At 67.4% G+C, this 22356-nt stretch carries 21 protein-coding genes and 1 tRNA gene; 4 read left to right on the forward strand and 18 right to left on the reverse strand.

Going from position 1 to position 22356, the window contains the following annotated elements; genetic code table 11:
- Positions 1 to 17: 17 nt before the first annotated feature.
- From HB724_RS05795 to HB724_RS05805, 3 genes are all read right to left on the reverse strand, one after another.
- Positions 18 to 527, reverse strand: coding sequence for a 2'-5' RNA ligase family protein (locus HB724_RS05795; RefSeq protein ID WP_213979962.1), 510 nt, complete (start codon positions 525 to 527; stop codon positions 18 to 20).
- Complete coding sequence (locus tag HB724_RS05800) at positions 524 to 2449, reverse strand: KUP/HAK/KT family potassium transporter (RefSeq protein ID WP_213980013.1); 1926 nt, start codon at positions 2447 to 2449, stop codon at positions 524 to 526. Before HB724_RS05800 ends, HB724_RS05795 begins: the two co-directional genes overlap by 4 nt.
- A 168-nt stretch (positions 2450 to 2617) precedes the next feature.
- Positions 2618 to 3088, reverse strand: a complete 471-nt coding sequence (locus tag HB724_RS05805) for an Lrp/AsnC family transcriptional regulator (RefSeq protein ID WP_213979963.1) — start codon at positions 3086 to 3088, stop codon at positions 2618 to 2620.
- A 139-nt stretch (positions 3089 to 3227) separates the two neighbouring features.
- Between HB724_RS05805 and ald the strand changes: the two genes are divergently transcribed.
- Entirely contained in the window at positions 3228 to 4334 is a 1107-nt protein-coding gene (gene ald, locus HB724_RS05810) for an alanine dehydrogenase (RefSeq protein WP_213979964.1), read from the forward strand.
- Positions 4335 to 4471: 137 nt separating this feature from the next.
- Complete coding sequence (locus tag HB724_RS05815; protein ID WP_213979965.1) at positions 4472 to 5539, forward strand: glycosyltransferase family 2 protein; 1068 nt, start codon at positions 4472 to 4474, stop codon at positions 5537 to 5539.
- A 212-nt stretch (positions 5540 to 5751) separates the two neighbouring features.
- On the opposite strand, the gene HB724_RS05820 is transcribed toward HB724_RS05815, so the two are convergent.
- The 10 genes from HB724_RS05820 to HB724_RS05865 all read right to left on the reverse strand — a co-directional run bounded on the left by HB724_RS05820 (position 5752) and on the right by HB724_RS05865 (position 13135).
- Positions 5752 to 6423 (reverse strand): cytochrome c biogenesis factor-like protein, encoded by a 672-nt coding sequence (locus HB724_RS05820; protein ID WP_256731349.1) that lies wholly within the window; start codon positions 6421 to 6423, stop codon positions 5752 to 5754.
- Positions 6420 to 6812 carry a cytochrome c-type biogenesis protein CcmH gene (locus HB724_RS05825; protein WP_213980015.1) on the reverse strand — a complete coding sequence of 131 codons (393 nt, stop codon included), beginning with the start codon at positions 6810 to 6812 and terminating at the stop codon, positions 6420 to 6422. Before HB724_RS05825 ends, HB724_RS05820 begins: the two co-directional genes overlap by 4 nt.
- Positions 6813 to 6901: 89 nt before the next feature.
- Positions 6902 to 7429, reverse strand: coding sequence for a DsbE family thiol:disulfide interchange protein (locus HB724_RS05830; protein ID WP_213979966.1), 528 nt, complete (start codon positions 7427 to 7429; stop codon positions 6902 to 6904).
- Positions 7426 to 9360: a heme lyase CcmF/NrfE family subunit gene (locus tag HB724_RS05835; RefSeq protein ID WP_213979967.1), complete on the reverse strand. Its 1935-nt coding sequence runs from the start codon at positions 9358 to 9360 to the stop codon at positions 7426 to 7428. The genes HB724_RS05830 and HB724_RS05835 overlap by 4 nt, the downstream gene beginning before the upstream one ends.
- Complete coding sequence (gene ccmE, locus HB724_RS05840; protein ID WP_213979968.1) at positions 9357 to 9791, reverse strand: cytochrome c maturation protein CcmE; 435 nt, start codon at positions 9789 to 9791, stop codon at positions 9357 to 9359. The genes HB724_RS05835 and ccmE overlap by 4 nt, the downstream gene beginning before the upstream one ends.
- Positions 9788 to 9919: a heme exporter protein CcmD gene (gene ccmD / locus HB724_RS05845; RefSeq protein ID WP_213979969.1), complete on the reverse strand. Its 132-nt coding sequence runs from the start codon at positions 9917 to 9919 to the stop codon at positions 9788 to 9790. Before ccmD ends, ccmE begins: the two co-directional genes overlap by 4 nt.
- A complete protein-coding gene (gene ccmC, locus HB724_RS05850) occupies positions 9916 to 10641 on the reverse strand; it encodes a heme ABC transporter permease CcmC (RefSeq protein WP_213979970.1) in 726 nt (241 codons plus the stop codon). The genes ccmD and ccmC overlap by 4 nt, the downstream gene beginning before the upstream one ends.
- Before the next feature lie 215 nt (positions 10642 to 10856).
- Positions 10857 to 11714 carry a sigma-70 family RNA polymerase sigma factor gene (locus HB724_RS05855; protein WP_213979971.1) on the reverse strand — a complete coding sequence of 286 codons (858 nt, stop codon included), beginning with the start codon at positions 11712 to 11714 and terminating at the stop codon, positions 10857 to 10859.
- The gene (locus tag HB724_RS05860) at positions 11711 to 12169 is read right to left on the reverse strand and encodes a carboxymuconolactone decarboxylase family protein (RefSeq protein ID WP_213979972.1); all 459 of its coding nucleotides are present in this window, start codon (positions 12167 to 12169) and stop codon (positions 11711 to 11713) included. The genes HB724_RS05855 and HB724_RS05860 overlap by 4 nt, the downstream gene beginning before the upstream one ends.
- Before the next feature lie 75 nt (positions 12170 to 12244).
- On the reverse strand, positions 12245 to 13135 hold the full coding sequence (locus tag HB724_RS05865; protein WP_213979973.1) for a LysR family transcriptional regulator: 891 nt from the start codon (positions 13133 to 13135) through the stop codon (positions 12245 to 12247).
- A gap of 114 nt (positions 13136 to 13249) precedes the next feature.
- Here HB724_RS05865 and HB724_RS05870 point away from each other — a divergent pair, with 114 nt between their 5' ends.
- On the forward strand, positions 13250 to 14077 hold the full coding sequence (locus HB724_RS05870; protein ID WP_213979974.1) for an oxidoreductase: 828 nt from the start codon (positions 13250 to 13252) through the stop codon (positions 14075 to 14077).
- Positions 14078 to 14511: 434 nt separating this feature from the next.
- Here HB724_RS05870 and HB724_RS05875 read toward each other — a convergent pair whose 3' ends face one another.
- The 3 genes from HB724_RS05875 to HB724_RS05885 all read right to left on the reverse strand — a co-directional run bounded on the left by HB724_RS05875 (position 14512) and on the right by HB724_RS05885 (position 16910).
- The gene (locus tag HB724_RS05875) at positions 14512 to 15564 is read right to left on the reverse strand and encodes a Glu/Leu/Phe/Val dehydrogenase dimerization domain-containing protein (RefSeq protein ID WP_213979975.1); all 1053 of its coding nucleotides are present in this window, start codon (positions 15562 to 15564) and stop codon (positions 14512 to 14514) included.
- Positions 15565 to 15588: 24 nt separating this feature from the next.
- Positions 15589 to 15665 (reverse strand) — tRNA-His (locus HB724_RS05880).
- A gap of 57 nt (positions 15666 to 15722) precedes the next feature.
- A complete protein-coding gene (locus HB724_RS05885) occupies positions 15723 to 16910 on the reverse strand; it encodes an ATPase, T2SS/T4P/T4SS family (RefSeq protein WP_213979976.1) in 1188 nt (395 codons plus the stop codon).
- A gap of 130 nt (positions 16911 to 17040) precedes the next feature.
- Here HB724_RS05885 and HB724_RS05890 point away from each other — a divergent pair, with 130 nt between their 5' ends.
- Positions 17041 to 17724, forward strand: coding sequence for a 2OG-Fe(II) oxygenase (locus HB724_RS05890; protein ID WP_213979977.1), 684 nt, complete (start codon positions 17041 to 17043; stop codon positions 17722 to 17724).
- A 133-nt stretch (positions 17725 to 17857) separates the two neighbouring features.
- Here HB724_RS05890 and HB724_RS05895 read toward each other — a convergent pair whose 3' ends face one another.
- On the reverse strand, positions 17858 to 20584 hold the full coding sequence (locus HB724_RS05895) for a TonB-dependent receptor (RefSeq protein ID WP_213979978.1): 2727 nt from the start codon (positions 20582 to 20584) through the stop codon (positions 17858 to 17860).
- Positions 20585 to 20666: 82 nt separating this feature from the next.
- Positions 20667 to 22325: a hypothetical protein gene (locus HB724_RS05900; RefSeq protein WP_213979979.1), complete on the reverse strand. Its 1659-nt coding sequence runs from the start codon at positions 22323 to 22325 to the stop codon at positions 20667 to 20669.
- Between the last annotated feature and the right edge of the window lie 31 nt (positions 22326 to 22356).

The raw sequence follows: 22356 nt of genomic DNA on the forward strand, positions 1-22356 counted from the left end.
TCCGGCCCGCGAACCGGTCAAGCGAACATATGCCGCGAATGCGCCTCCCACGGCCCATTGCGATACCACCAGCTCGCCAGCCCGGCGATTTCCACCTCCCGGCCCATGAAATCGCGCGCCAACGCCGTCAGCACCGCCTTGGCGAGTACCGGGCGGACCTTGTTCTGGATGGTGACGTGCGGGCGCCAGCGGCCGGCATCCTGCGCGGTGAGCAGCCCGGCGAACGCCTCGACCAGCCCCTCGCGGATCGCGACCAGCTCCGGCGCCTCGATCCGATAGGCGACGCCGCCGCCCAGCGACATCAGCCCGGTCACCTTCGCTCGCGGCGCGCGCACGCCGCGCGTCTCCTGGCTGAGGCGATGCTTGAGCTCGTCCGCCGCCGAGGGCGGAAGCTGGTGGAACAGCGTGAGATGCGCATCGACCATGTTCCGCTCCGGCGGATAATGCGCACGGCGCAGCGCATTGAACCAGGCCTGGTCCTGCCGCCCGAGCAGCGCCGTCACGATCAGCGGTGCCGACGGACTCAAATCTCCACCTGGCTCCCCAGCTCGACCACGCGGTTGGTCGGCAGGCGGAAGAATTCCATCGCGCTTTCGGCGTTCCGCAGCATCCAGGCGAACAGCTTCTCGCGCCAGATCATCATCCCGGGCCGCGACGAGGGCAGCAGCGTCTGCCGCGCCAGGAAGAAGCTGGTCTCCATCATCTTGAACTCGGCGCCGCACGCATTGGTCTGCTTCAGCGCGGCGGGCACGTCGGCCTCCTGCATGAAGCCGTAGTAGAGGATCATGCGGTGGAAGCCGCGGCCCAGATCCTCCAGCTTCAGCCGTTTCTCCTCAGGCACATAGGGCACGTCGGCGATCTTCACGGTGAGCAGGATCACGCGCTCGTGCAGCACCTTGTTGTGCTTGAGGTTGTGGAGCAGCGCATGCGGCACGCCGTCGGGCGTGGAGGTCATGAAGACCGCGGTGCCCGGCACCCGGGTCGCCGATGTCGCCGCCGAATCGATGAAGATCTTGATCGGCATCGCGCTCTCGCGCAGCCGGGCGATCATCAGCGCCCGCCCCTTCGACCAGGTCGTCAGCAGCGTGAAGATCACCAGCCCCACCATCAGCGGGAACCAGCCGCCATCGGGCACCTTGGTCAGGTTCGCCGCGAAATAGGCGAGATCGACCGTGAAGAAGAGCGTGAGCAGCGGGATCGCATAGCGCTTCTTCCACTTCCACAGGTTGAACAGCACCACCGCGAGCAGGCAATTGTCGATCAGCATCGCGCCGGTGACGGCGATGCCATAAGCGGCGGTCAGGTTCGACGAGGTCTGGAACGACAGGACGAGCAGGATGACCATCGCCATCAGCGCCCAGTTGACCAGCGGGATATAGATCTGCCCGGCGGTGGAGGCGCTGGTATGGTCGATGCGCAGCCGCGGCACGAAGCCGAGCTGGATCGCCTGCTGCGTCACCGAGAAGGCGCCGGAGATCACCGCCTGCGAGGCGATGATCGCCGCCATCGTCGCCAGCACGACCAGCGGCAGCTGGAGCGCATCGGGCGCCAGCTCGTAGAAGGGGCTGGCGATCGCCGCCTGCCCCTCGCGCATCAGCAGCGCCCCCTGCCCCATGTAATTGAGGATCAGCGCGGGCAGCACGAAGAACAGCCAGGAGATGCGGATCGGATTGCGCCCGAAATGGCCCATGTCGGCATAGAGCGCCTCGGCGCCCGTCACCGCCAGCACGATCGAGCCCAGTGCCAGGAAGGCCGGCACCGGATCGCGGAGGAAGAACTGGACGGCGTGGTGCGGCAGCAGCGCCTGGAGCACCGTCGGGCTATGGACGATGCTCAGCACGCCCAGCGTCGCGATCACCGCGAAATAGAGCAGCATGATCGGGCCGAAGAACAGCCCCACCCGCGCCGTGCCGGTGCTCTGGATCGAGAACAGCATCACCAGGATCATCACCGCGATCGGCACGACCAGCCCGGCGAAGCCCGGCGCCGCGACGGCAAGGCCCTCCACCGCGGAGAGCACCGAAACCGCCGGCGTGATCATCGAGTCGCCATAGAAGAGCGCCGTGGCGAACACGCCGAGCAGCACGATCCCCGCCGTCCATCGCTTCTGCCCGCCGGAGCGGCCCGAGATCAGCGCGAGCAGCGCCAGGCTGCCGCCCTCGCCCTTGTTGTCGGCGCGCATGATGACGGTGACGTATTTCAGCGTCACCACCGCCATCATCGACCAGAACATCAGGCTGATCACGCCCATGATGTTCGCTTCGTCGAGCGTCAGGTGGTGATGCCCGTGGAACGTCTCGCGGAACGCATAGAGCGGGCTGGTACCGATATCGCCGAAGACGATTCCGATCGCGCCGAGCGCGAGCTTCCACGTCGCGTCCCTGGCATGACCGTCGCCGTCATGCGGATCGTGCTGGGCCGGAAGCTCTTCGCTTCCGCTTGCGGGGATGTTCACTGGCGCGGCGTTCGCGCGCTGGAGGGTACGGACCTGGTCATGTCGACCTGATTTCTTGTCCTGCTCAAAGTCGGCGCGCCGTTAGCACGTGCAACATTGGCTAGCAACGCGCATCGTCACGGCAGACGCGCGACCCGCGTCTGGGGTTCCCCGCCTAGATAGTTATCGCGCGGCCCCAAACAATGCGTCGGCTTCGCTCCGCGTCGGCACCTCGCGCAAGACGAAGCTGCTGTTGATCGTCACGACTCCAGGCAAACGGCCCAGATGTTCGCGGTGCAGCCGCTCGTAATCGTCGAGGTCGCGGCACAATATCTTGAGCCGGTAATCCTGCCCGCCGGAGACCAGCGCGCACTCCACCACGCCGTCGATCGCCCCCACCGCCATCTCGAATTGGGCAAGATCCTCCTCCACCTGCGTGCCCAGCGTGATGTCGACCAGCGCGGTCACGCGGAAGCCGAGTCGCCGATGCCCCAGCCGCGCGCCATAGCCCCGCACCTGGCCCGACGCCTCCAGCCCCTGGATGCGCCGCGTGCAGGCCGATTGCGACAGCCCGGCGCGGGCGGCGATCTGGCTCACCGGCGCGCGGGCGTCTTCAGCCAGTATCTTCAGGATTGCAGCGTCGATTCGGTCCATCACGCATGAATACCCCGACCATACCCCCAAGTCCGCATATTTATGCGCTAAATCGCTCCCGGCCGCCAAACTTTGCAAGGATTCGCGGCGACTCGTTCGGATAGGATATGTCCACCCAACTTTCCCAGGAGAGACCTCCATGCGCGTCGGCGTTCCCAAGGAAATCAAGAATCACGAATATCGCGTCGGCCTGACGCCCGCCTCGGTCGCCGAGCTGGTCCATGCCGGGCACGAGGTGCTGGTCGAGACCCAGGCCGGCTCCGGCATCGATTTCGACGATGCCGCCTATGTGGCGGTCGGCGCGACGATCGCTCCCGATGCCGCCTCGGTCTTCGCCGGATCGGACATGATCGTGAAGGTCAAGGAGCCGCAGCCGCAAGAGATCGCCCTGCTCGAGCCGCGCCACCTGCTCTTCACCTATCTCCACCTCGCCGCCGACAAGCCCCAGACCGAGGGCCTGATCGCCTCGGGCGCGACCTGCATCGCCTATGAGACGGTGACGTCCAATTCGGGCGCCCTGCCCCTGCTCAAGCCGATGTCCGAAGTCGCAGGCCGCATGTCGATCCAGGTCGGCGCGCATTATCTGGAGAAGGAACAGGGCGGCCGCGGCGAGCTACTCGGCGGCGTGCCGGGCGTCGCCCCGGCCCGAGTCGCGATCCTCGGCGGCGGCGTCGCCGGCATCAACGCGGCGCAGATCGCGGTCGGCCAGCGCGCCGACGTGACGATCTACGACATCAACAATGAGCGCCTCGCCGAGCTGGACCTGCATTTCGGCAGCCAAATCAAGACCGCCTATGCCAGCAAGGCCGCGATCGCCGAAGCGGTGACGCGCTCGCAGCTCGTGATCGGCGCGGTGCTGGTGCCCGGCGCAGCGGCGCCCAAGCTGGTCACCCGCGACATGCTAAAGACGATGATGCGCGGATCGGTGCTGGTCGATATCGCGATCGACCAGGGCGGCTGCTTCGAGACGAGCCACGCCACCACCCACGACAACCCGGTCTATGAGATCGACGGCGTGATCCATTATTGCGTGGCGAACATGCCCGGCGCGGTCGCCCGCACCTCGGCCTTCGCGCTCAACAACGCGACCCTGCCCTTCGTCCTCAAGCTGGCGAACCACGGTGCCGAGGCCGCGATGAAGACCGACAAGCACCTCGCCAACGGCCTCAACGTCTCGGGCGGCAAGATCCGCCACCAGGCCGTCGCCGAAGCGCTCGACCTGCCGTTCGAAGCCTGGGCAGGCTGATCCTTCCCCTCCTCCTTTCCCTCTCCCATTGGGAGAGGGAGGGAGCGCCGAAGGCGCGGAAGGGTGAGGGCAACTGCGCCATCCTATAATGCAATTGGCGGCCCCATCCCGGCCGCCATGTGCATACAGGATGGTTCATGTCCCGACTGGCGCTTGTGATGATCGTGCGAGACGAGGCGCGCTGCATTGCGCGCTGTCTCGAAAGCGTGCGCCCGCATGTCGACGAGATGATCGTCCTGGACACCGGCTCCACCGACGACACCGTCGCGATCGCCGAACGATGCGGCGCCACCGTCCACCCTTTCCCCTGGTGCGACGATTTCGCCGCCGCGCGCAACGCCGCGCTGGACCATTCGGATGCCGACTGGAACCTGGTCCTCGACGCCGATGACTGGCTGGTCGGCGATCCGGCCGCGCTCGGCCCCGCCACGCTTCCCCCCGCGAGCGTCGCCCCGCCCTGCTTCATCGGCTGCGTGCGGATCGTCAACGAGCGCTCCGCCGAAGAAGGCGTGGCACGCAAGTTCATCCCCCGGGTGCTGCCGCGCGGCGTGCGCTATGTGGGGCGGATCCACGAGCAGCCCGTCTCGCCGCTGCCGCACAGCGTCCTGGCGATCCAGCTCCGCCATGACGGCTATGAGCCGGCGCAACTCGATCGCAAGGCGAACCGCAACGAAGCGCTGCTGCGCGCCGAGCTCCAGGCCAATCCGGACGACCCCTATCTCTGGTTCCAGCTCGGGCGCGAGCATCTCGTCCGCGATAATCCCGGCGAGGCGGCCGATCACCTGATGGCCGCCTATCGCACCAGCGGACCGGCTACGCCCTTCCGCCATGGTATCGTCGTCTCCGCGCTGCGGGCACTGAAGCGCGCGGAGCGCTTTCCCGAGGCCCTGGCCTTTGCCGATGCCGAGCATCGCAACTGGCCGAAATCGCCGGATTTCTACTTCGCCGTCGCCGACCTCTATCTCGAATGGGCAAGCCGCAACCCGGCAAGCGCGATGGACGAGCTGCTGCCGATCGTGGAGGGTGCCTGGAAGCGCTGCCTGGAGATCGGCGAGCAGCCCGATCTCGACGGTTCGGTGGAAGGCTGCGGCAGCTATCTGGCGGCAGGCAACCTGGCGATGTTCTACGGACAGCTCGGCATCGCCGACGAAGCCGAACGCTATGCGCAGACCGCCGCCGAGATGCGGGCCCTCTACGCGGCCTGAGGCCTGTAATCGCTATTCAGCGACGGTATTCAAGCGACAGCCGTCAAAAGCCCCCTTCGTCACCCCGGCCGCAGTGCCGGGGTCCACTGTGCGGCTGGGAGAGCCGCTAGAAGCTTAGAGGGGCTCGCTCGCGGATGAGTAGACCCCGGCACTGCGGCCGGGGTGACGGAGGGAGGAGTATCGCTACCCGCGACGCCGAATATCGATCCGCCCTAAGGCTTCGGACTCGGAGCAGGCTGCGTCGCCGCCCCGTCCTGCTTCGCCTTCGCCTCCAGCAGCCGGTCGAGCAGGAACAGCCGCACCAGCAGCTCATCGCGATAGCTCGCCTTTTCCGGCGTCAGCGCCACGGCCTTGGCCCACCAGGGCCGCGCCTCGGCGAACTTGCCTTCGCGGATCAGCGCCAGCCCCAGGAAGAAGGGCGGCCCGGGATGCTGCGGCCACAGCGTCATCGCCCGCTCGAATGCGAAGCGCGACGCGGGCGACACCTGCATCCCGTCATGCTCGGCCAGCGCCAGCCCCAGCCCGGTCCACAGCGCGCCGTCCTGCGGCGCCTTGCGCACCGCGCCGATCATCACGTTCGTCGCCTGGCCGGGCGCGCCGACCCGCGTCATCGCGTCCGCCGCGACGAAATAGGAATAGGCGAAGTTGAAGCGGCCGAACATCGCGTCGCGCAGCGCCACCAGATCGGGATCGACCTGCCCGCGCTGCCTCTCCGCCGCCACCGGATGGCCGGCGAGCCCCGGGCTCCCCTGCCAGGCATAGCCCGCCGCGCCCAGCATCAGCGCGGTCGCCGGGATCGTCCACAGCTTGCGCGGATAGCCGGTGCGCCACAGCAACAGCGCCGTGACGAGAGCGATCGCCAGCAGGAGCAGCCAGCCCATCATGCCCCGCGCCTCCGGAACATCCGCCGCGCGAGGAACAGCCCCGCCGCGATCAGCACCAGCGGCGCCAGCCACAGGGGCGCGGTGACCCAGCTCAGCGGCGGATCATTGGTGACATAGTCGCCATAGCGCTGGATCAGCCATTTCCGGATGGCCTCGGGCTTCTCCCCCTTGGCGATCCGCTCGCGGACCAGCGCGCGCATGTCGCCGGCCATCTCGGCATCGCTGTCGGCGATCGACTGGCCTTGGCAGACGAGGCAGCGCAGCGTCTCCATCAGCGCCTTGGCCCGCGCCTCCTGCGCCGGATCGGGAAGCTGGCTATAGGCGAGCGGCGATGGCGGCAGGTTCGAATCGGCGAGGACCGGGGCGGCTGCGACCAACACCGCCGTCACCCCGGCGAAAGCCGGGATCCAGGATCGCAAGCGACTCGCCCGGGGCTCTGGATCCCGGCCTTCGCCGCGATGACGGACGAAGGGAATCGTCACTTCGCCTTCTCCAGCTCGGCGAGCAGCGCGGGCACATTCTCCTCGCGGATATCGCCGATATGCTGATAGGCGATCCGGCCCCGCGCATCGATCACGAAGGTCTCCGGCACGCCCGACGATCCCAGCGCAAGCTGCGCCGTGCTCGCCTTGTCGTCGCCGATCCGGGTATAGGGATCGCCGTTCTGCTTCAGGAAAGCCTGCACCGCCTCCGCCGTATCGCGCACCGCGACCGCGTCGATCTCTGCACCCGCCGCCTTCAGCTTCATCAGTTGCGGCGCCTCGGCGATGCAGGGGATGCACCAGCTCGCGAACACGTTGAGCAGCCGCGGCTTGCCCTTGCCGAAATCGGCGGTGGCGATGCCGCCCTTGCCCGGCACCAGCGCCGGCAGGTCGAGCGCCGGCATCGGCTTGCCGACCATCGCCGAATGCACCATCCGGTCGCCCGGCTTGACGAGCCCGCTCGCCACCAGCGCGAAGACCAAAGCGAACAGCGCCAAAGGCAGCCAGATCAGCACGCGCTTCATGCGTAATGCTCCGCATGGGCGTCGCGCATCTCGCGGCGGACGCGGCCGATCAGCGCCAGCAAGCCGCCCAGCGCGATCAGCGCGCCGCCGCCCCAGATCAGGGTCACGAACGGCTTCCACCACAGCCGGAGCTGCCAGCGCCCCTCGCCGTCGCCTGCGCCCAGCACGGTATAGAGCTGCCCGTCGAGCAGGGTGCTGATCGCCGCCTCGCTCGTATTGGTCGGCGGATTGGCGAAGAAGCGCTGCTGCGGCATCAGCTCCCACGCCGCGCCGCCGTCCCGCCGGACGCTGAGCCGTGCCTCGAGCGCCGACCAGTTCGGCCCCACGGTCGGCCGCACCTCCGTCAGCGTCACACGAAACGGCCCCACCGCCAGATTGTCGCCGACATGCACCGCCGCGAGCCGCTCCACCTTGAACGCGCTGTCCGCCGCCATCCCGCCCAGGCTCACCGCCACGCCCAGATGCGCCACCACCATGCCCCACACATGCAGCGGCGTGCGCTTGAGGTTACGCTTCCAAAGCGGCGCCACACTCGCCGCCGCCAGCCCCGCCGCAAAGGCGATGCCGAGTACCGAAAGCAGCGAAGTCCCGCCCGAAAGCGCGAACACCAGCGCGAAGCTCACCCCCGCCACCGCGACGGGAATCGTCATCCGCCCCAGCAGCGCGTTGAGATTGTCCCGCCGCCAGCGCAGCAGCGGCCCCGCCCCGGTCGCCGCGACCAGCAGCAGCGCGACCGGCGCGATCGCCTTGTCGAAGAACGGCGCGCCGATCGAAAGCTGCACCCCCGCCGCCTGCGCGATCAGCGGATAGAGCGTGCCGATGAACACCACGCCCAGGATCACCGTCAGCAGCAGATTGTTGAGCACCAGCGCACCCTCGCGGCTCACCAGCTCGAAGGTCGCGCCCTGCTTAACCGTCCCCACCCGCGCCCCGAACAGCGCCAGCGCTCCGCCGATATAGATGCCAAGCAGCGCCAGGATGAACGTCCCGCGCGTCGGATCGACCGCAAAGGCATGGACGCTGACGAGGATGCCCGATCGCACCAGGAACGTCCCGATCATCGACATCGAGAAGGCGACCACCGCCAGCATCAGCGTCCAGGCGCGCAGGCCGTCGCGGGTCGCCAGCACCGTCACCGAATGGAGCAGCGCGGTCGCCGCCAGCCAGGGCATCAGCGAGGCGTTCTCCACCGGATCCCAGAACCACCAGCCGCCCCAACCGAGCTCGTAATAGGCCCAGTAGGAGCCCGCGGTGATGCCGATCGTCAGGAATATCCACGCCACCAGCACCCAGGGCCGCATCGCCCGAGCGAAGGCCGGCCCCACGTCGCGCATCAGCAGCGCCCCCACCGCGAAGCTGAACGCCACCGAAAGTCCGACATAGCCGAGATAGAGCGTCGGCGGATGGAAGGCCAGGCCAGGATCCTGGAGCAGCGGATTGAGCCCCTGCCCGTCCATCGGCGCCGGATTGATCCGCACGAACGGGTTCGAAGCGAAGGCAAGAAACGCATAGAAGCCCAAAGCGATCGCCGCCTGCGCGCCCAGGGTCGCCGCCAGCGTGCCCGCCGCCAGCCGCCGCTCGAACAGCGCCACGCCCGCCCCCGCCACCGCCAGCACGGTCACCCAGAGCAGCATCGAGCCTTCATGGTTCCCCCATGCGCCCGCCACCTTGTAGAGCATCGGCTTCATCGAATGGCTGTTCTCGACGACGAGCAGCACCGACATGTCGCTCACCACGAACACCGCGATCAGCAGCCCGAAGGCCAGCAAGGCCAGCAGCCCCTGCACGATCGCGACGCGCCGCAGCGCCGTCATCAGCTCCCCCCCCCGGCCGAGCATCGCCCCCTTGGCCGCCCCCCAGGCGAGCATGATCTGCACCAACGCGAACGCGCTCGCGAGCCACAGCGCGGCAAGCCCTGCCTCGGCGATCATTTCTCCAGCGTCTCGGTCTTGTGCATCTTGCCGGCCATCTGCGGCGGCATGTAGCGCTCGTCATGCTTGGCGAGCAGGTTGTCGGCGGCGAAGCTGCCGTCCGGATTGAACCGTCCCTCGGCCACCACGCCCGATCCCTCGCGGAACAGGTCGGGCGTCACGCCGCGAAACGCCACCGGCACCTTGGCCAGGCCATCGGTGACGGTGAAATGGATCGAGACCCCATCGGCTTCCCGCTTCAACGATCCGCTCTCGACCATTCCGCCCAGCCGCACGGCCTTGCCCAGCGGCAACGGCTTCCCCGCCACATCGCCAGGCGCATAGAAGAACGCCGCCTGGTCCTTGAGCGCCGAAAGCGCCAGCAGCCCCGCCCCCACGATCGCCGCCAGCGCGAGCAGGCCCAGCACGAGCCGCTGATGCTTCGCCTTCATCGGTCGCGCCTCAGCGAATCCGCCACCGCCTCTGCCCGGCGCATCGCCGTCCAGCTCAGCAGCGCCAGCCCGCCCGTGCCGAGCGCGGTGATCGCATAGGCCGCCGTCACGAACGCCCAATGGTTCATTGCGCCGCCATCCGGCGCATCCGCGCCTCGACCTTCTGGGTGGCGAGCATCGCCCGCATCCGCATCAGCACCACGCCCGCGAACAGCAGCGTGAATCCCCCCATCGTGAAGAACAGCGGCCACAGCATCGACTTGTCGATCGAAGAGCTGGTCAGCCCGATGCTCTGCCCCTGGTGGAGCGTGTTCCACCAGATCACCGAATAGCGGATGATCGGCAGCAGCACCGTGCCCGCCACGCCGAACAGCGCCGGCACCCGCCCGTCGCCGCCGCGATCCGCATCGGCGCGGGCCAGCGCGATATAGGCGACATAGACGAAGAACAGCAGCAGCATGCTGGTCAGCCGCCCGTCCCATTCCCACCAGGTGCCCCAGGTCGGCCGCCCCCAGATCGATCCGGTGACGAGGCAGATCGCCGCGAACACCGCCCCCGCCGGCGCGATCGCCCGCGCGGCGATGTTGGCCAATGGATGCCGCCACACCAGATAGCCCAGGCTCGCCGCCGCAAGGCCGGTCCAGCCCCCCATCCCCAGCCAGGCGGCGGGGACGTGGATATAGAGGATGCGCACCGTCTCTTTCTGAAGATAGTCGGGCGGCGTCAGCGTCAGCCCCGCCCAGCCGCCGAACGCGGCCAGCGCCACCCCGATCCAGAACAGGACCGGCGTCAGCGGCCGGGCGACCTTCAGGAAGCGCGCGGGATTGGCAAGGGCGTGGAGCACGGGCACGGCGCGGGATTAGCGGGGTTCTTGTCGGGAATCCATGCTGTGGGGATTGCGGATAGCGATGGAGTGAATCAATTCCTCCCCGGCACGGGGAGGGGGACCATCGCGCAGCCATGGTGGAGGGGCCGCCGCGCAGACGGCGGCGTCCACCGGCGCCCCTCCACCACCGCCTTCGGCGGCGGTCCCCCTCCTCCAGCAGGCTGGGGGAGGAATTGGAGCTATTGCACCCCCAGATGCCCCAGCTTGTCGGGGTTGCGCATCACATAGATCGCCTCGATTCCCGCCTCGCCGATCGCAAGCGCGGTGGTCTGGAGCACGCCGCCCGGCTCGATCGTCACGAAGCCCGGCAACCCGTTGATGAGGCCATAGCGCACCACCCGCGACATATCCTTCGCGAAGAAGCGTGCCAGCGAGGCATGCAGCTTTATCATGTCGTCCACGCCGTGGATCGGCCTGAGCCCGGCGTGGACCTTGCCCCCGCCGTCCGAATAGAGCGACACGTCCGCCGCCAGCAGCGATCGCAGCCCGGCCATGTCGCCGCTGCGCGAGGCCGCGAAGAAGGCGGCGGCGATCTCCAGTCCCTTCTCCTTCGGCACGTCGAAGCGCGGCCGCGCGGAGCGGACATGCCCCCGTGCCCGGCTGGCAAGCTGGCGGCACGCCGCGGGATCGCGATCGATCGTCTCGGCGATCTCGTCGAAGCTCACCCCGAACACGTCGTGGAGCAGGAACGCCGCCCGCTCCAGCGGAGACAGCCGCTCCAGCGCCAGCATCAGCGGCAGCGTGACGTCGTCGGCCTCTTCCTCCTCCTCGACGATCGGCTCGGGCAGCCACGGCCCGACATAGGTCTCGCGCCGCGCCCGCGCCGACTTGATCTGGTCGAGGCACAGGCGCGTGACGACGCGACGCAGGAACGCCTCGGGCTCGCGCACCGCGGCCCGATCGGTGCCCAGCCAGCGCACGAACGCCCCCTGCACCATGTCCTCCGCATCCGCGACGGATCCCAGCATACGATAGGCGATTCGCGCCAGCCGCGGACGCAGCGGATCGAAGCTCGCCGCTGCGTCCGCGCCGGTCATGCCGCCTCGCGCGCCGGCACCTGGCCGTAGAACAGGTCGAAACCCACCGCGAGCCGGTTCCAGCCGTTGATGACGTTGATCATCAGCGTCAGTTCCACCTGCTCCTGCTCGGTGAATTCCGCCGCGAGCGCCTGATAGACCGCATCCGGCGCGCGCACGGTCGAGACCAGGGTCAGCGCATCGGTCCAGGCCAGCGCCGCGCGCTCGCGGCTCGAATAGCAGGGCGCCTCATGCCAGGCGCTCAGCAGATAGATGCGCTGCTCGCTCTCGCCGGCCTTGCGCGCGTCGGCGGTGTGCATGTTGAGGCAGTTCGCGCAGCCGTTGATCTGCGATGCGCGGATCTTCACCAGCTCCAGCAGGCTGTGCTCCAGCGTCGGCGCGATCTTTGCCGACATGTCGAGCCACAGCTTCATCGGGGCGGGCGCGGCGGCGAACGGGTCGAGTCTCTGGGTCATCGTCTTCACTCCTTCATGAGGTTCGATGCCATGACGAGACGTGCGCGCCCGATGTGACATGGCGCGTGGATTTTCTCAATTTTTCGCCCGGGCGAAGTCGATGAACGCGCGCAGCGGCGCCGGAATCTGCCGCCGGCTGGGGAAATAGAGATAGAGGCCGGGGAAATAGGGGCACCAATCCTCCAGCACCCGCACCAGGCGGCCGGCCGCGACATGCGCCTCCACCAGCTTCTCGAGGACATAGGCTATCCCGATCCCGTCGAGCGCGGCATCGATCATCAGATCCTGCGCATTGGTGACGAACGGTCCCTCGACCGCGATCTCCAGCTCCACCCCGCCCCGCTCGAACTCCCAGTGAAAGGGCGCGCCGCTGTCGAACCGGAACCCGATACAGGGCAGTCCGGCAAGATCGCGCGGCGTGGCGGGCCTGGGCCAGCGCTCGAAATAATCGGGCGAGGCGACCGCGGCGAAGCGCTGGCGCGGCCCTACCGGCACTGCGATCATGTCCGCTGCGATCCGCTCGCCGAAGCGCACGCCCGCGTCGAACCCCTCCCCCACCACATCGACCAGCGCGCCCTGCGCGATAAGCTCGATGCTGATCCCCGGATGCGCGCGCAGGAACGGACCGATGATCGGCATCAGCACCAATCGCGCGGAGGTGTTCGCCGCGTTGATCCGCAGCAGGCCCATCGGCGCATCGCGAAAGCTGTTGAGGTCGTCGAGCGCATCCTCGATGTCGCGAAACGCCGGCTGGACGCGATCGAACAGCCGCTTGCCCGCCTCGGTGAGCGAGACGCTGCGCGTCGTGCGGTTGAACAGCCTCAGCGCGATCCGCTCCTCCAGGCTGCGCAACGCATGGCTCAGCGCGGAGGGGGTGACGCCCAGCTCGGTCGCCGCGCGGCGAAAGCTCTGGTGGCGCGCGATGGCCAGGAATATCGTCAGGTCGGCGGGTTCGATCCGGCGCATTGTTGAGTTCACCTCATCAGCACGATGCCGATATGCGTGATTATCTCATCATGCTCCAGCGCCTAATTGGGTGTCGCCGGCGCATGCGCGCCGCCATTGCAAGGAGACAGACCCATGCGCACCTGGTTCATCACGGGAGCATCGCGCGGCTTCGGCGCGCTGATCGCCAGACAGGCCCTTGCCGCCGGCGATGCCGTCGCGGCGACCGCCCGCGACCCCGAAGCCGTCCGCGCCGCGCTCGGCGATCACCCCAATCTGCTCGCGCTGCCGCTCGACGTCGCCAGCGAGGCGCAGGCCCATGTCGCGGCCGCGGAGACCGTCAAGCGCTTCGGCAAGATCGACGTGCTGGTCAACAATGCCGGCTTCGGCCTGCTCGGCGCGGTCGAGGAAGCGACCGCGGAGGAAATCGCGGCGGTCTATCGCACCAACGTCTTCGGCCTGCTCGCCGTCACCCGCGCCGTGCTTCCCCATATGCGGGAGCGCCGCTCGGGCCATATCCTCAACCTTTCCTCGATCGGCGGCTATCGCGGCGGCGCGGGCTTCGGCATCTATTCCTCGACCAAGTTCGCCGTCGAGGGCCTGAGCGAGGCGCTCGCCGCCGAGCTGGCGCCGCTGGGCATCAAGGTGACGATCGTCGAGCCGGGCTATTTCCGCACCGACTTCCTCGACGCCCGCTCGCTGACGGTGAGCCCGCACCGCATCGCCGACTATGACGAAACCGCCGGCGCCGTTCGCAGCCGTGCCGCGGAGGTGAGCCACAACCAGCCCGGCGATCCCGCCAAGCTGGCCGCCGCGCTGGTGCAACTGGTCGGCGAGGCCAATCCGCCGCTCCGCATGCCCTTCGGCAGCGATACGGTCGCGGCGATCGAGGCCAAGAACGCCTTCGTCGCGGGCGAGCTCGCCCAGTGGCGCACGCTGGCGGTGAGCACCGACTTCGCCTGATGCCCCCTGCCGCCCGTGCTCCCGCAAGAGCGCGGGCGGATCGCATTTGCCCCCGATCGTCACCCCGGCCGAAGTGCCGGGCTCCACGCATCCGCAAGCGAGCCCCAAGCCGGGAGCCCCTCGCCATCCTCCGTCATCCGTTGCAATGTAGGATTTGACCTGCAATCCCGCGCAGGCTCTTTCTCATCGTTACGAACCAATTTCCCGCGCATGCGGGCCCGCGCCTACGGGGACGTCCACGCACACGCGCGAACCTGTGACTTTTGCGACTTTAGGGCTGCGACTTTAAGGCGGATCGATCGCTGATTTCCGTCGCCCGGAGCCCGATTTTCGGAGGCCCAGGAATTTCGACATAGCGGGTGTCAACCGTGTCAACCGAACCCGGTCGAGCGGCGGCGGCCGGAATCGCTAAATCGAACGGAAATCCGGGCCCTTCAGCCCCGCCCGATAAGCCGCTGCGCGATCCGGTCGGCGACTTCGCTTTCGGGATCGCCGGTGCGGTCGCTTTCGTCCCACACTTCGATCAGCCGCTCGGGGATCTTGTCGACGCGCGCCTGCACCTCGGCCATGTTGCCCTGGCCCAGATATTCCAGCCCGACATTGATGATGCCGCCCGCGTTGATGACGTAATCGGGCGCATAGAGGATGCCGCGATCGTGCAGCCGATGGCCGTCCGCCCGCGTCGCGAGCTGGTTGTTGGCGCCGCCCGCCACGACCTTGCACTTGAGCGCCGCGATCGACGCTTCGGTCAGGATCGCGCCCAGCGCATTGGGGCTGAACAGGTCGGTTTCCTGGGTCAGGATCGCATCGGCCGCGACGGCCTCGGCGCCCAGCTCGGCCGCCAGCGTCTTGGCGCGCTCGGCATTGACGTCGGCGATGACCAGCCTGGCCCCGTCCTTCGCCAGCAGCCGCGCGACGCCGCCGCCCACCGAGCCCACGCCCTGGAGCGCGACGCGCACGCCCGCCATCGAATCGGCGCCCAGCCCGCGCTTTGCAGCCGCCTTGACGCCCAGATACACGCCGCGCGCCGTCACCGGCCCCGGATCGCCGCCCGCGCCGCCGGCCGCGACCGGCAGGCCCGAGACATGGCGGGTCTGGGTGGCGACCCTTTTCATCCGCTCTTCGGACATGCCGACATCCTCGGCCGTCACATATTTGCCGACGAGCGATTCGACCGCGCGGCCGAATGCCTCAAGCTGCGCATTGCTCACCGTCGCGCCCGGCTCGGAAGCGAGGATCACGCCCTTGCCGCCGCCGAGCGGCAGGTTCGCCATCGCGTTCTTGTAGCTCATGCCGCGCGACAGGCGCAGCGCATCGGTGATCGCGGCGCGGTGATCGGCATAATGCCAGAAGCGCACGCCACCGGCGGCCGGCCCCAGCGCCGAGGAGTGAATCGCGATGATCGCGCTCAGGCCCGATTCGCGGTCGCTGAAGAGATGGACGCCCTCATGGTCGTCGAAATCGGGGAAGCCCCAGTCGGTGATCATGGATGGTCCACGCGCTAGAAAAACTGGGGCGACCGACGGGACTTGAACCCGCAACTTCCGGCATCACAAGCCGGCGCTCTAACCAATTGAACTACGGTCGCCGTGAAGAAAGCGCGCTTAGCGGCGGCTGCGCCGAAGCGCAAGATAATTGCCGACACTCAATTTCGCGAGAGCCGGACGGCCTCGTCCGGCGTCGTGATGCCCTCCCTCACCAGGGCGCGCGCCGCCGATCCGAGGTTCGGCGCGCTGAGATAGGCATGGCGCGCCAGGATCGATTCGTCGCCGCCGTCATTGATCAGCCGGCGCATCGCCGGATCGGCATGGATCGCTTCGAACACGGCGATTTGCCCGGCATAGCCGCTATGATCGCACGCCGCGCAGCCACCCGGCGCATGGACGATCGCCCCGCGATCGAATCCCAGCAGCGCCGATACCGATCCCTGCGCCTGCACCGGCTCGCAGCATTCGGGGCACAGCCGCAGGACGAGCCGCTGCGCCAGCACCGCGTTCAGCGTCGAGGCGAGATGGAAGGGCTCGATTCGCCACTCGCGCATCTGCCGAATCGCCCCCACCGCATCCGCCGCCGGAACCGCGGCGAGCACCAGCAGCCCCGCCTGCGCCGCCTCGACGGCAGCGGCGGCCGATACGCGGTCGTGCAGCATGTCCACCATCACGACGTCCACGTCATGGCGCACGGCGGCGCGGACGATGTCGGCCATCGAGCAGTCGGCGGTCGCTTCGACCTGGGTCGCGCCGGGAACGGCGGGTCCGGCCGATTGCTCCGCCGTCATCAGCCGCCGCGCCTTGCCCGCCATATGGTCGAGCAGCGCGCGCAGCGTCGTGCTCCGCCCCGATTCCGGCGGCCCCGCCACCAGCACCAGCCCGCCTTTGCCCAGCGCCGGCCGCAGCGCGGCGACCAGCGCCGGGCGCATGCCCAGCGCCTCCAGCCGCCGGTCGCGCCGCTCGCCGGTATCGAGCTTGAACGTCAGCGACAGGCCGGCCGCTACCGGAAGTATCGCCACCGTCGCGCCGCTGCCCGCGCCTTGCAGGCTTCCGTGCTGCGCCTGGCCGCTGCCGGGATCGAGATCGGCGCTCGCCACCGCCTCGGCGACCAACGCGCCGAACGCCTCGGGCGAGAGCATGCCGCCATCGGCGATCTGTCCACCGATCCTGAGCGCGATGCCTGCGCCCGCGTCGCTCGGCTCGACATGGACGTGCGAGGCGCGCCTGCGCGCCGCTTCGGACAGGAGGGAATGCAATGCCTCGCCCGATCCGGCCATGGCCGCGCGCGCCGCTGCCTTGGGCGGCGACGATCCTGCTACAAGTGCTTCGGCCAACGGGTTCATGATGTCCCCCATTCTGCGGACGCGAAACGGCTAGGCACAGGATATGACACCTGCCTTGCATTGACATGACACTTTGATGTCATTCGCACCCATGCTGGAAACGCAGCCCCGGATTTGGCACAAGGCGCCCATGCAACAAGCCGCCGCCAGCGCCCCGCCCCCGGTGCCGAATCTCGGCTCGGGAAACCCGCCCGAGCCCGTGATCGAGCACCTCCTGCGCCAGCCGGGCGTGCAGCGGGTTCCCAGCCCCAAGCTGTCGCTCTTCATCGCCCGGAACTTCCTCGATCCCGAGCTCTGCGAGGCGCTGATGCGGCAGATCGATTCGCAGCGCCGCCCCTCGACGATCGCCGATCCCAATGGCGACTATGCCTTCCGCACCAGCGAGACCTGCGACTTCGATCCCGAGCTTGCGCCGGTGGCCGAGCTCAAGCGCCGGATCATCGCCCTCACCGGCCTGGATCCTGTCCGCGGCGAGCCGATGCAGGGGCAGCGCTATGCGGTCGGCCAGGAGTTCAAGGCGCACACCGACTATTTCGAGCCGAACGGCGCCGATTTCGAGAAATATTGCAGCATCGCCGGTCAGCGCACCTGGACGGTGATGCTCTATCTGAACGAAGTCGAGGCTGGCGGCGCGACGCGGTTCAAGGCGATCGACAAGATCGTCCAGCCCGAGGTCGGCAAGCTGCTCGCCTGGTCCAATCTGCGGCCCGACGGAAGCTGCAATCCCTCGACCATCCACCACGCGATGAAGGTGCGCGCGGGCACGAAATATGTCGTCACCCAGTGGTTCCGCGAACGCCCCTGGGGCTGGTGAAGCCGATCAAGGCAACGCACCGGCCGCGCCGCCGATGCCGTGCCCCCGATATGATTCGAGCGTGACCCGGCTGCACCGGATCACGCCCTGTTCCCCCTTTTTGCTTCGACAGCCGGCGGTCACCCGCCGGCGATCAGAAGGTCATCGAGATCGAGAAGTTGAAGGTCGTGCCCCACGAATAGCGGTTGTAGATCACCGTATTCTCGCCGTTGGACTGGGTTTCCTTGTACTTCCGGTTCGTGATGTTGCGCGCTTCTAACTTCAGGTCGACATCCTTGCCCACCACCGAGATACCCTGCCGCACCACGAAATCCAGATTGAAACCCGGATATTCATAGACGTCCGGCTGGTTCTGGTTGGCCAAGCCGCGGCTCGTCACGCGCTTGCTCGCATAGGAGAGGATGAGCGTCTGTTGCGAGAGCTTGCTGGTCTGCTCCATGCCGAGCTGGAGATTGGCCAGATGGTCCGACTGCCCCGTGAGCGGCGCCCCGTCGCGGAAGAAGTCCGTCGCCAGCGTCGAGGAGGAGGCGAACACCGCGACGGGATCGTCCGCGTTCACCTTCAGCTTCGAATGCGTGTAGGTATAGTTGGCGATCGCGATCAGGTTGCGATCCGCGAAGAATCTCCCATCGACCCAGCTCGAGATCGGGAACTTCTTCTGGATCTCGGCTTCCGCACCATACAGATCGGCCTTGGGCGCATTGGCGAAGCTGGTGACGAAATCGCTACCCGAGATGAAGGTCTCGATCGGATTGTCGATCCGCTTGTAGAAGCCCGCCAGGGCGAAGCGCTGGTCCGGCGCGAAATACCATTCGTAGCGCGCTTCCGCGTTGAACAGCTTGCTGTCCTTCAGGAAGGGATTGCCACGATACTGGCGATTGGTGTCCGGATCGAAATAGAACTGATAGACCAGTTCGCGGAATTGCGGCCGCGCAATGGTCTTCGATGCGTTGAGCCGCACCTGCATGTCCTGCTGGAACTGCCAGGTCAGCGTCGCCGCGGGCAGCCAATAGTCATTGTCGAGATTGGTCGTCGCGGTGCTGGAACCGGGCGTGTTGAATACCTCGGCCGGCGTGACGGTTTCCTTCGCCGTCTCGTAGCGGACACCGGCATCGAGCGATATTTCGGGCGTGATCTGGTAACTGATCCGGCCATAACCGGCGTGATTGACCAGCTTCGCGTCGAACGCCGGAGCGCCTTCGTTCGTCTCGATCAGCGCGATGTTGTAATAATCGATGATCGCGGTGCCGAGCAGCAGATCGGGACGCAGCATCGAGACGCCGCCGGGGAAATCGCTCGGCGCGGTGAACTGGAAGTCGCGGCGCGAGCTGAAACGCTTCTGGTTCAGATAGGCATAGCCGGCCGAGAGGCTCAGCCCCTGAGTCGCGCGGAACGTGAGGTCGGCACCGCCGGACCACAGATCCTCGTTGAGGTCGGAGTAGCTGACCGTCGCATCGCCGCCATTGCCGTTGTTCAGGCGATTGACGAAATACGCGCCATAGGGATCGACCACGGCATTGGTTCGGACATATTCGAACGCGAGTTCGTCCGGCGCCTTGCGCTTCGAATTGGCATAGCCGCCGCGCAGATCAAGGCTCCATTGCGGAGCGAGCTTCAGCTCGGCGGCGAGCTGGGTATCGATGAGCTGGCGCTCGTACCATGCCGTGTCCTGCTGCAGGAAATCGACGTCGGTGCCGCCACGCTGGCCCATGCTCAGACGGGCACGCTTGAGCGTGTCGCGGACATAGAGATTGGTCCAGCGAATCTTGCTGTCGCCGAACTCGAGGCCCAAGCCTAGCAGGCCGTTGACGACGATGCGATCATCGGTCGAGACGCGCTCGAAATCGCTCTCGAGCTGCGACAGGTCGGGCGTCAGCGAGGTCTGCTGGGTGGTGTCGCGCGTGGTCCACCGGTTCGAATAGCCAAGCGTGGCGATCACGCCGAGCGTGGCGCCCGCAACGTCCTCGGCGGTGGCGCCGCCGGAAGCAGTGACCGACCAGTTCGGACCGATCCTATCCTGCTTCTGGACAAGCGCGTTGTTGCCGTTGACGAGCTGCCCGGCGATCGCCTGGGTATCGACATTGCCCGAGCTGATCCGGTTCCCGCTTCCGAAGAAGGCGGCGAGCGCCGGCGCGTAATTACGCGTGCCGTCGTCAAAGCCGGTCCAGTCCTTGCCGCCGCCGGCATAGACATAGCCGAAATTACCGGTCGTGAAGGTGTTCGCGCCGACGCCGCCGCTGACGGTGAGGAAGCTTTCCTTCGGCAGCGAATTGGTCGTCAGGTTGATGACGCCGCCGCCGAACTCGCCGGGATAATTGACCGAATAGCTCTTCTGCACCAGCGACGAGGAAACGACGTTGGTCGGGAAAATGTCGAGCGGGACGACGCGTTTGAGCGGCTCGGGGCTCGGCAACGGAGAGCCGTTGAGCAGCGCGAGCGAATAGCGGTCGCCCAGGCCGCGGACATAGACATAGCCGTTGCCGACCACGCTGAGGCCCGTCACCCGGCTCAATGCGCCGGCGATATTGCCGTCGCCGGTCCGCGCGATATCGGCGGTGGAGAGCACCGAGACCACCTGCGGTGTATCGCGGGTGATGTTCACATGGCGGCCGATGACGACGATGTCGTTGCCGCCAGGAATGGAGACGTCGGGCGCCTCTTCCTGTTCCTGGGCCGGAGCGGCCTGGTCCTGCGGAACCGCCACGGCCTGGTCCTGGGGTTCGCCGGCCGCGGTGGCCGGATCCGGCGTCGGAGCCGAGGGCTCGGGCGTCGCAGGCATCGTCTGGGCACGCGCAACGGCGGGCACGACGAGCGCGGAAGTGAATAGCAACAGGCTGGCAAGCCCCAACGGCTTCGTCATCGTAACCCCCAATTCAAATCCCAAGAGGGCGGGGCGCCGCCAGGATGGCAGGCCCCGCCCCAAGTCAGGTCAGGCCAGGGCCTCAGTTCGTCGGGAGCGAGGTGCAGCTACGATCGCTGCCCGTGCCGTCGAACGGGGCATAGCCGGAATTGCAGGTCCAACCCTTGTACCAATTGTCCGTCGCATCCTTGACCGCGCCCACATAGGTGGTCGTGTCGAAGAAGGTGTCGAGCGTCTTGGCGTCGAAGGGCGCCAGCGCGGTCTCGCTGGCGCCGTTCACGAACAGCGCGGTCAGCGTGTTCGTGAAGGCATCGTTGTTGCCGTTCGTGCCCGTGCCAAAGGTCATCGCGACCTGGGCGGCAGAGATGCTGCCAGCGCCCAGATACTTGGCCGTGTTGCACTGCAGCGCCACCGAGCGCGCCACCAGCGTCGCGGGCGTAGCGCCCGTGCCGTTCATGCGGAGGCACTCGTTGTTCGGGCTGATGACGAGACCGTCGGCAAGCGTCAGGTCGGCGTTGCCGCGCAGCAGGATCGAGGCCAGATCGTTGGCCTCGTTGTTGCTGCTGACCTGGCCCTGGACGGCCGTGAAGTTCACCACCTTGGTGTTCTGGCGCGGCGTGTCGGCTTCGAAGCCGGTATTGTCGACTTCCATCAGCGCGTCGCCCTGGCCGGGACGCTGCAGCAGCAGGACATACTGGAAGAGGCCCTGCAGGCCGGTATCGATGTCGAGGCTGTCGTCGTCTGCGCCGGTGGCGATATAGTGCTTGAACCGCACCGAACCGCCGAAGAACTCCATGCCGTCGTCCGAGCTGTTGTGGCTCTGGACATATTCGAGCGTGGTGCCGGTCCCGACACCTTCGGCCGTGAGGGCCTGGAGCTCGGTGTTCGCGCCCAGTACATAACCCGAATAGCGGATCTGCACATATTTTACCGTACCGGCGTTATAGGCATCCTCGTTACCGCCGAAGGTGGCCGCATCGGCCGAACCTTCGGTCTGGCGCTCGCAGGTGCTGAGGGCCGGAAGAACGGCGACCGAACCGGTGGTGCAGTCGGTGACCCGGGCACGACCCATCAGTACGACGCCGCCCCACTGGCCGAACGACGAATCGTTGTTCAGGCCGAGGACGTTGTCCTTGCTGGTGAAGATGATCGGCTGCGACGCGGTACCGACGGCGTTGATCTTGTTGCCGCGATTGACCGCCAGCCACGAAGTACCGGTGTAGCCGGCGACGATCACGCCCGGCTCGATGGTCAGCGTGACGTTGGTGTCGGCGGTGAGCTGGCCACCTGTCAGCGTGATGCCGTTGGCAGCGGTGCACGAAACGGTGCTGCTGGTGCGCGGCGCGGCGGCGGTCGGCGCGACGATACCGCCATCGCAACCAACATCGACGCGGCCGTTCATCGAATAGATCAGGCCCGGGATCTTGGTCAGAGTGATCGACCTGTTGACCATCGCCGGAAGCTGGCAGACGCGCCACGAGCCGATCGGAGTAGCCTGGGTCACGCCGGCATCGACGAAGCCGTTGGCGCCGGCCGGAACCGAGGGGCAGCCTGCGGCGGGCGTCACCAGCGACAGGGTCGGGGTCGGGGTGGGCGTCGGAGTCGGCGCCGGCGGATTGTTGATGATGACATTGCCGCCGCTGCCCGGCGAGGCGATGTCGTTGGCGCCGTCGCACGCCGACAGGGCGGCGCCCGCGCAGGTGGTCACCAGGATAAGGCTGAGGCGTTTGAAGCTGGCCATAAAGTCTCCGTTCCGGTCGTTGGGTGCGGGC

The sequence above is a fragment of the Sphingomonas sp. dw_22 genome, from assembly GCF_018449795.1.
Taxonomy (GTDB): Bacteria; Pseudomonadota; Alphaproteobacteria; order Sphingomonadales; family Sphingomonadaceae; genus Sphingomonas.

Coding starts and splice junctions, on each gene's coding strand:
- HB724_RS05805 (WP_213979963.1), bottom strand. CDS start 3,088: ATGGACCGAATCGACGCTGCAATCCTGAAGATACTGGCTGAAGACGCC.
- ald (WP_213979964.1), top strand. CDS start 3,228: ATGCGCGTCGGCGTTCCCAAGGAAATCAAGAATCACGAATATCGCGTC.
- HB724_RS05815 (WP_213979965.1), top strand. CDS start 4,472: ATGTCCCGACTGGCGCTTGTGATGATCGTGCGAGACGAGGCGCGCTGC.
- HB724_RS05820 (WP_256731349.1), bottom strand. CDS start 6,423: ATGATGGGCTGGCTGCTCCTGCTGGCGATCGCTCTCGTCACGGCGCTG.
- HB724_RS05830 (WP_213979966.1), bottom strand. CDS start 7,429: ATGAAGCGCGTGCTGATCTGGCTGCCTTTGGCGCTGTTCGCTTTGGTC.
- HB724_RS05835 (WP_213979967.1), bottom strand. CDS start 9,360: ATGATCGCCGAGGCAGGGCTTGCCGCGCTGTGGCTCGCGAGCGCGTTC.
- ccmE (WP_213979968.1), bottom strand. CDS start 9,791: ATGAAGGCGAAGCATCAGCGGCTCGTGCTGGGCCTGCTCGCGCTGGCG.
- ccmD (WP_213979969.1), bottom strand. CDS start 9,919: ATGAACCATTGGGCGTTCGTGACGGCGGCCTATGCGATCACCGCGCTC.
- HB724_RS05855 (WP_213979971.1), bottom strand. CDS start 11,714: ATGACCGGCGCGGACGCAGCGGCGAGCTTCGATCCGCTGCGTCCGCGG.
- HB724_RS05860 (WP_213979972.1), bottom strand. CDS start 12,169: ATGACCCAGAGACTCGACCCGTTCGCCGCCGCGCCCGCCCCGATGAAG.
- HB724_RS05865 (WP_213979973.1), bottom strand. CDS start 13,135: ATGCGCCGGATCGAACCCGCCGACCTGACGATATTCCTGGCCATCGCG.
- HB724_RS05870 (WP_213979974.1), top strand. CDS start 13,250: ATGCGCACCTGGTTCATCACGGGAGCATCGCGCGGCTTCGGCGCGCTG.
- HB724_RS05875 (WP_213979975.1), bottom strand. CDS start 15,564: ATGATCACCGACTGGGGCTTCCCCGATTTCGACGACCATGAGGGCGTC.
- HB724_RS05885 (WP_213979976.1), bottom strand. CDS start 16,910: ATGAACCCGTTGGCCGAAGCACTTGTAGCAGGATCGTCGCCGCCCAAG.
- HB724_RS05890 (WP_213979977.1), top strand. CDS start 17,041: ATGCAACAAGCCGCCGCCAGCGCCCCGCCCCCGGTGCCGAATCTCGGC.
- HB724_RS05895 (WP_213979978.1), bottom strand. CDS start 20,584: ATGACGAAGCCGTTGGGGCTTGCCAGCCTGTTGCTATTCACTTCCGCG.
- HB724_RS05900 (WP_213979979.1), bottom strand. CDS start 22,325: ATGGCCAGCTTCAAACGCCTCAGCCTTATCCTGGTGACCACCTGCGCG.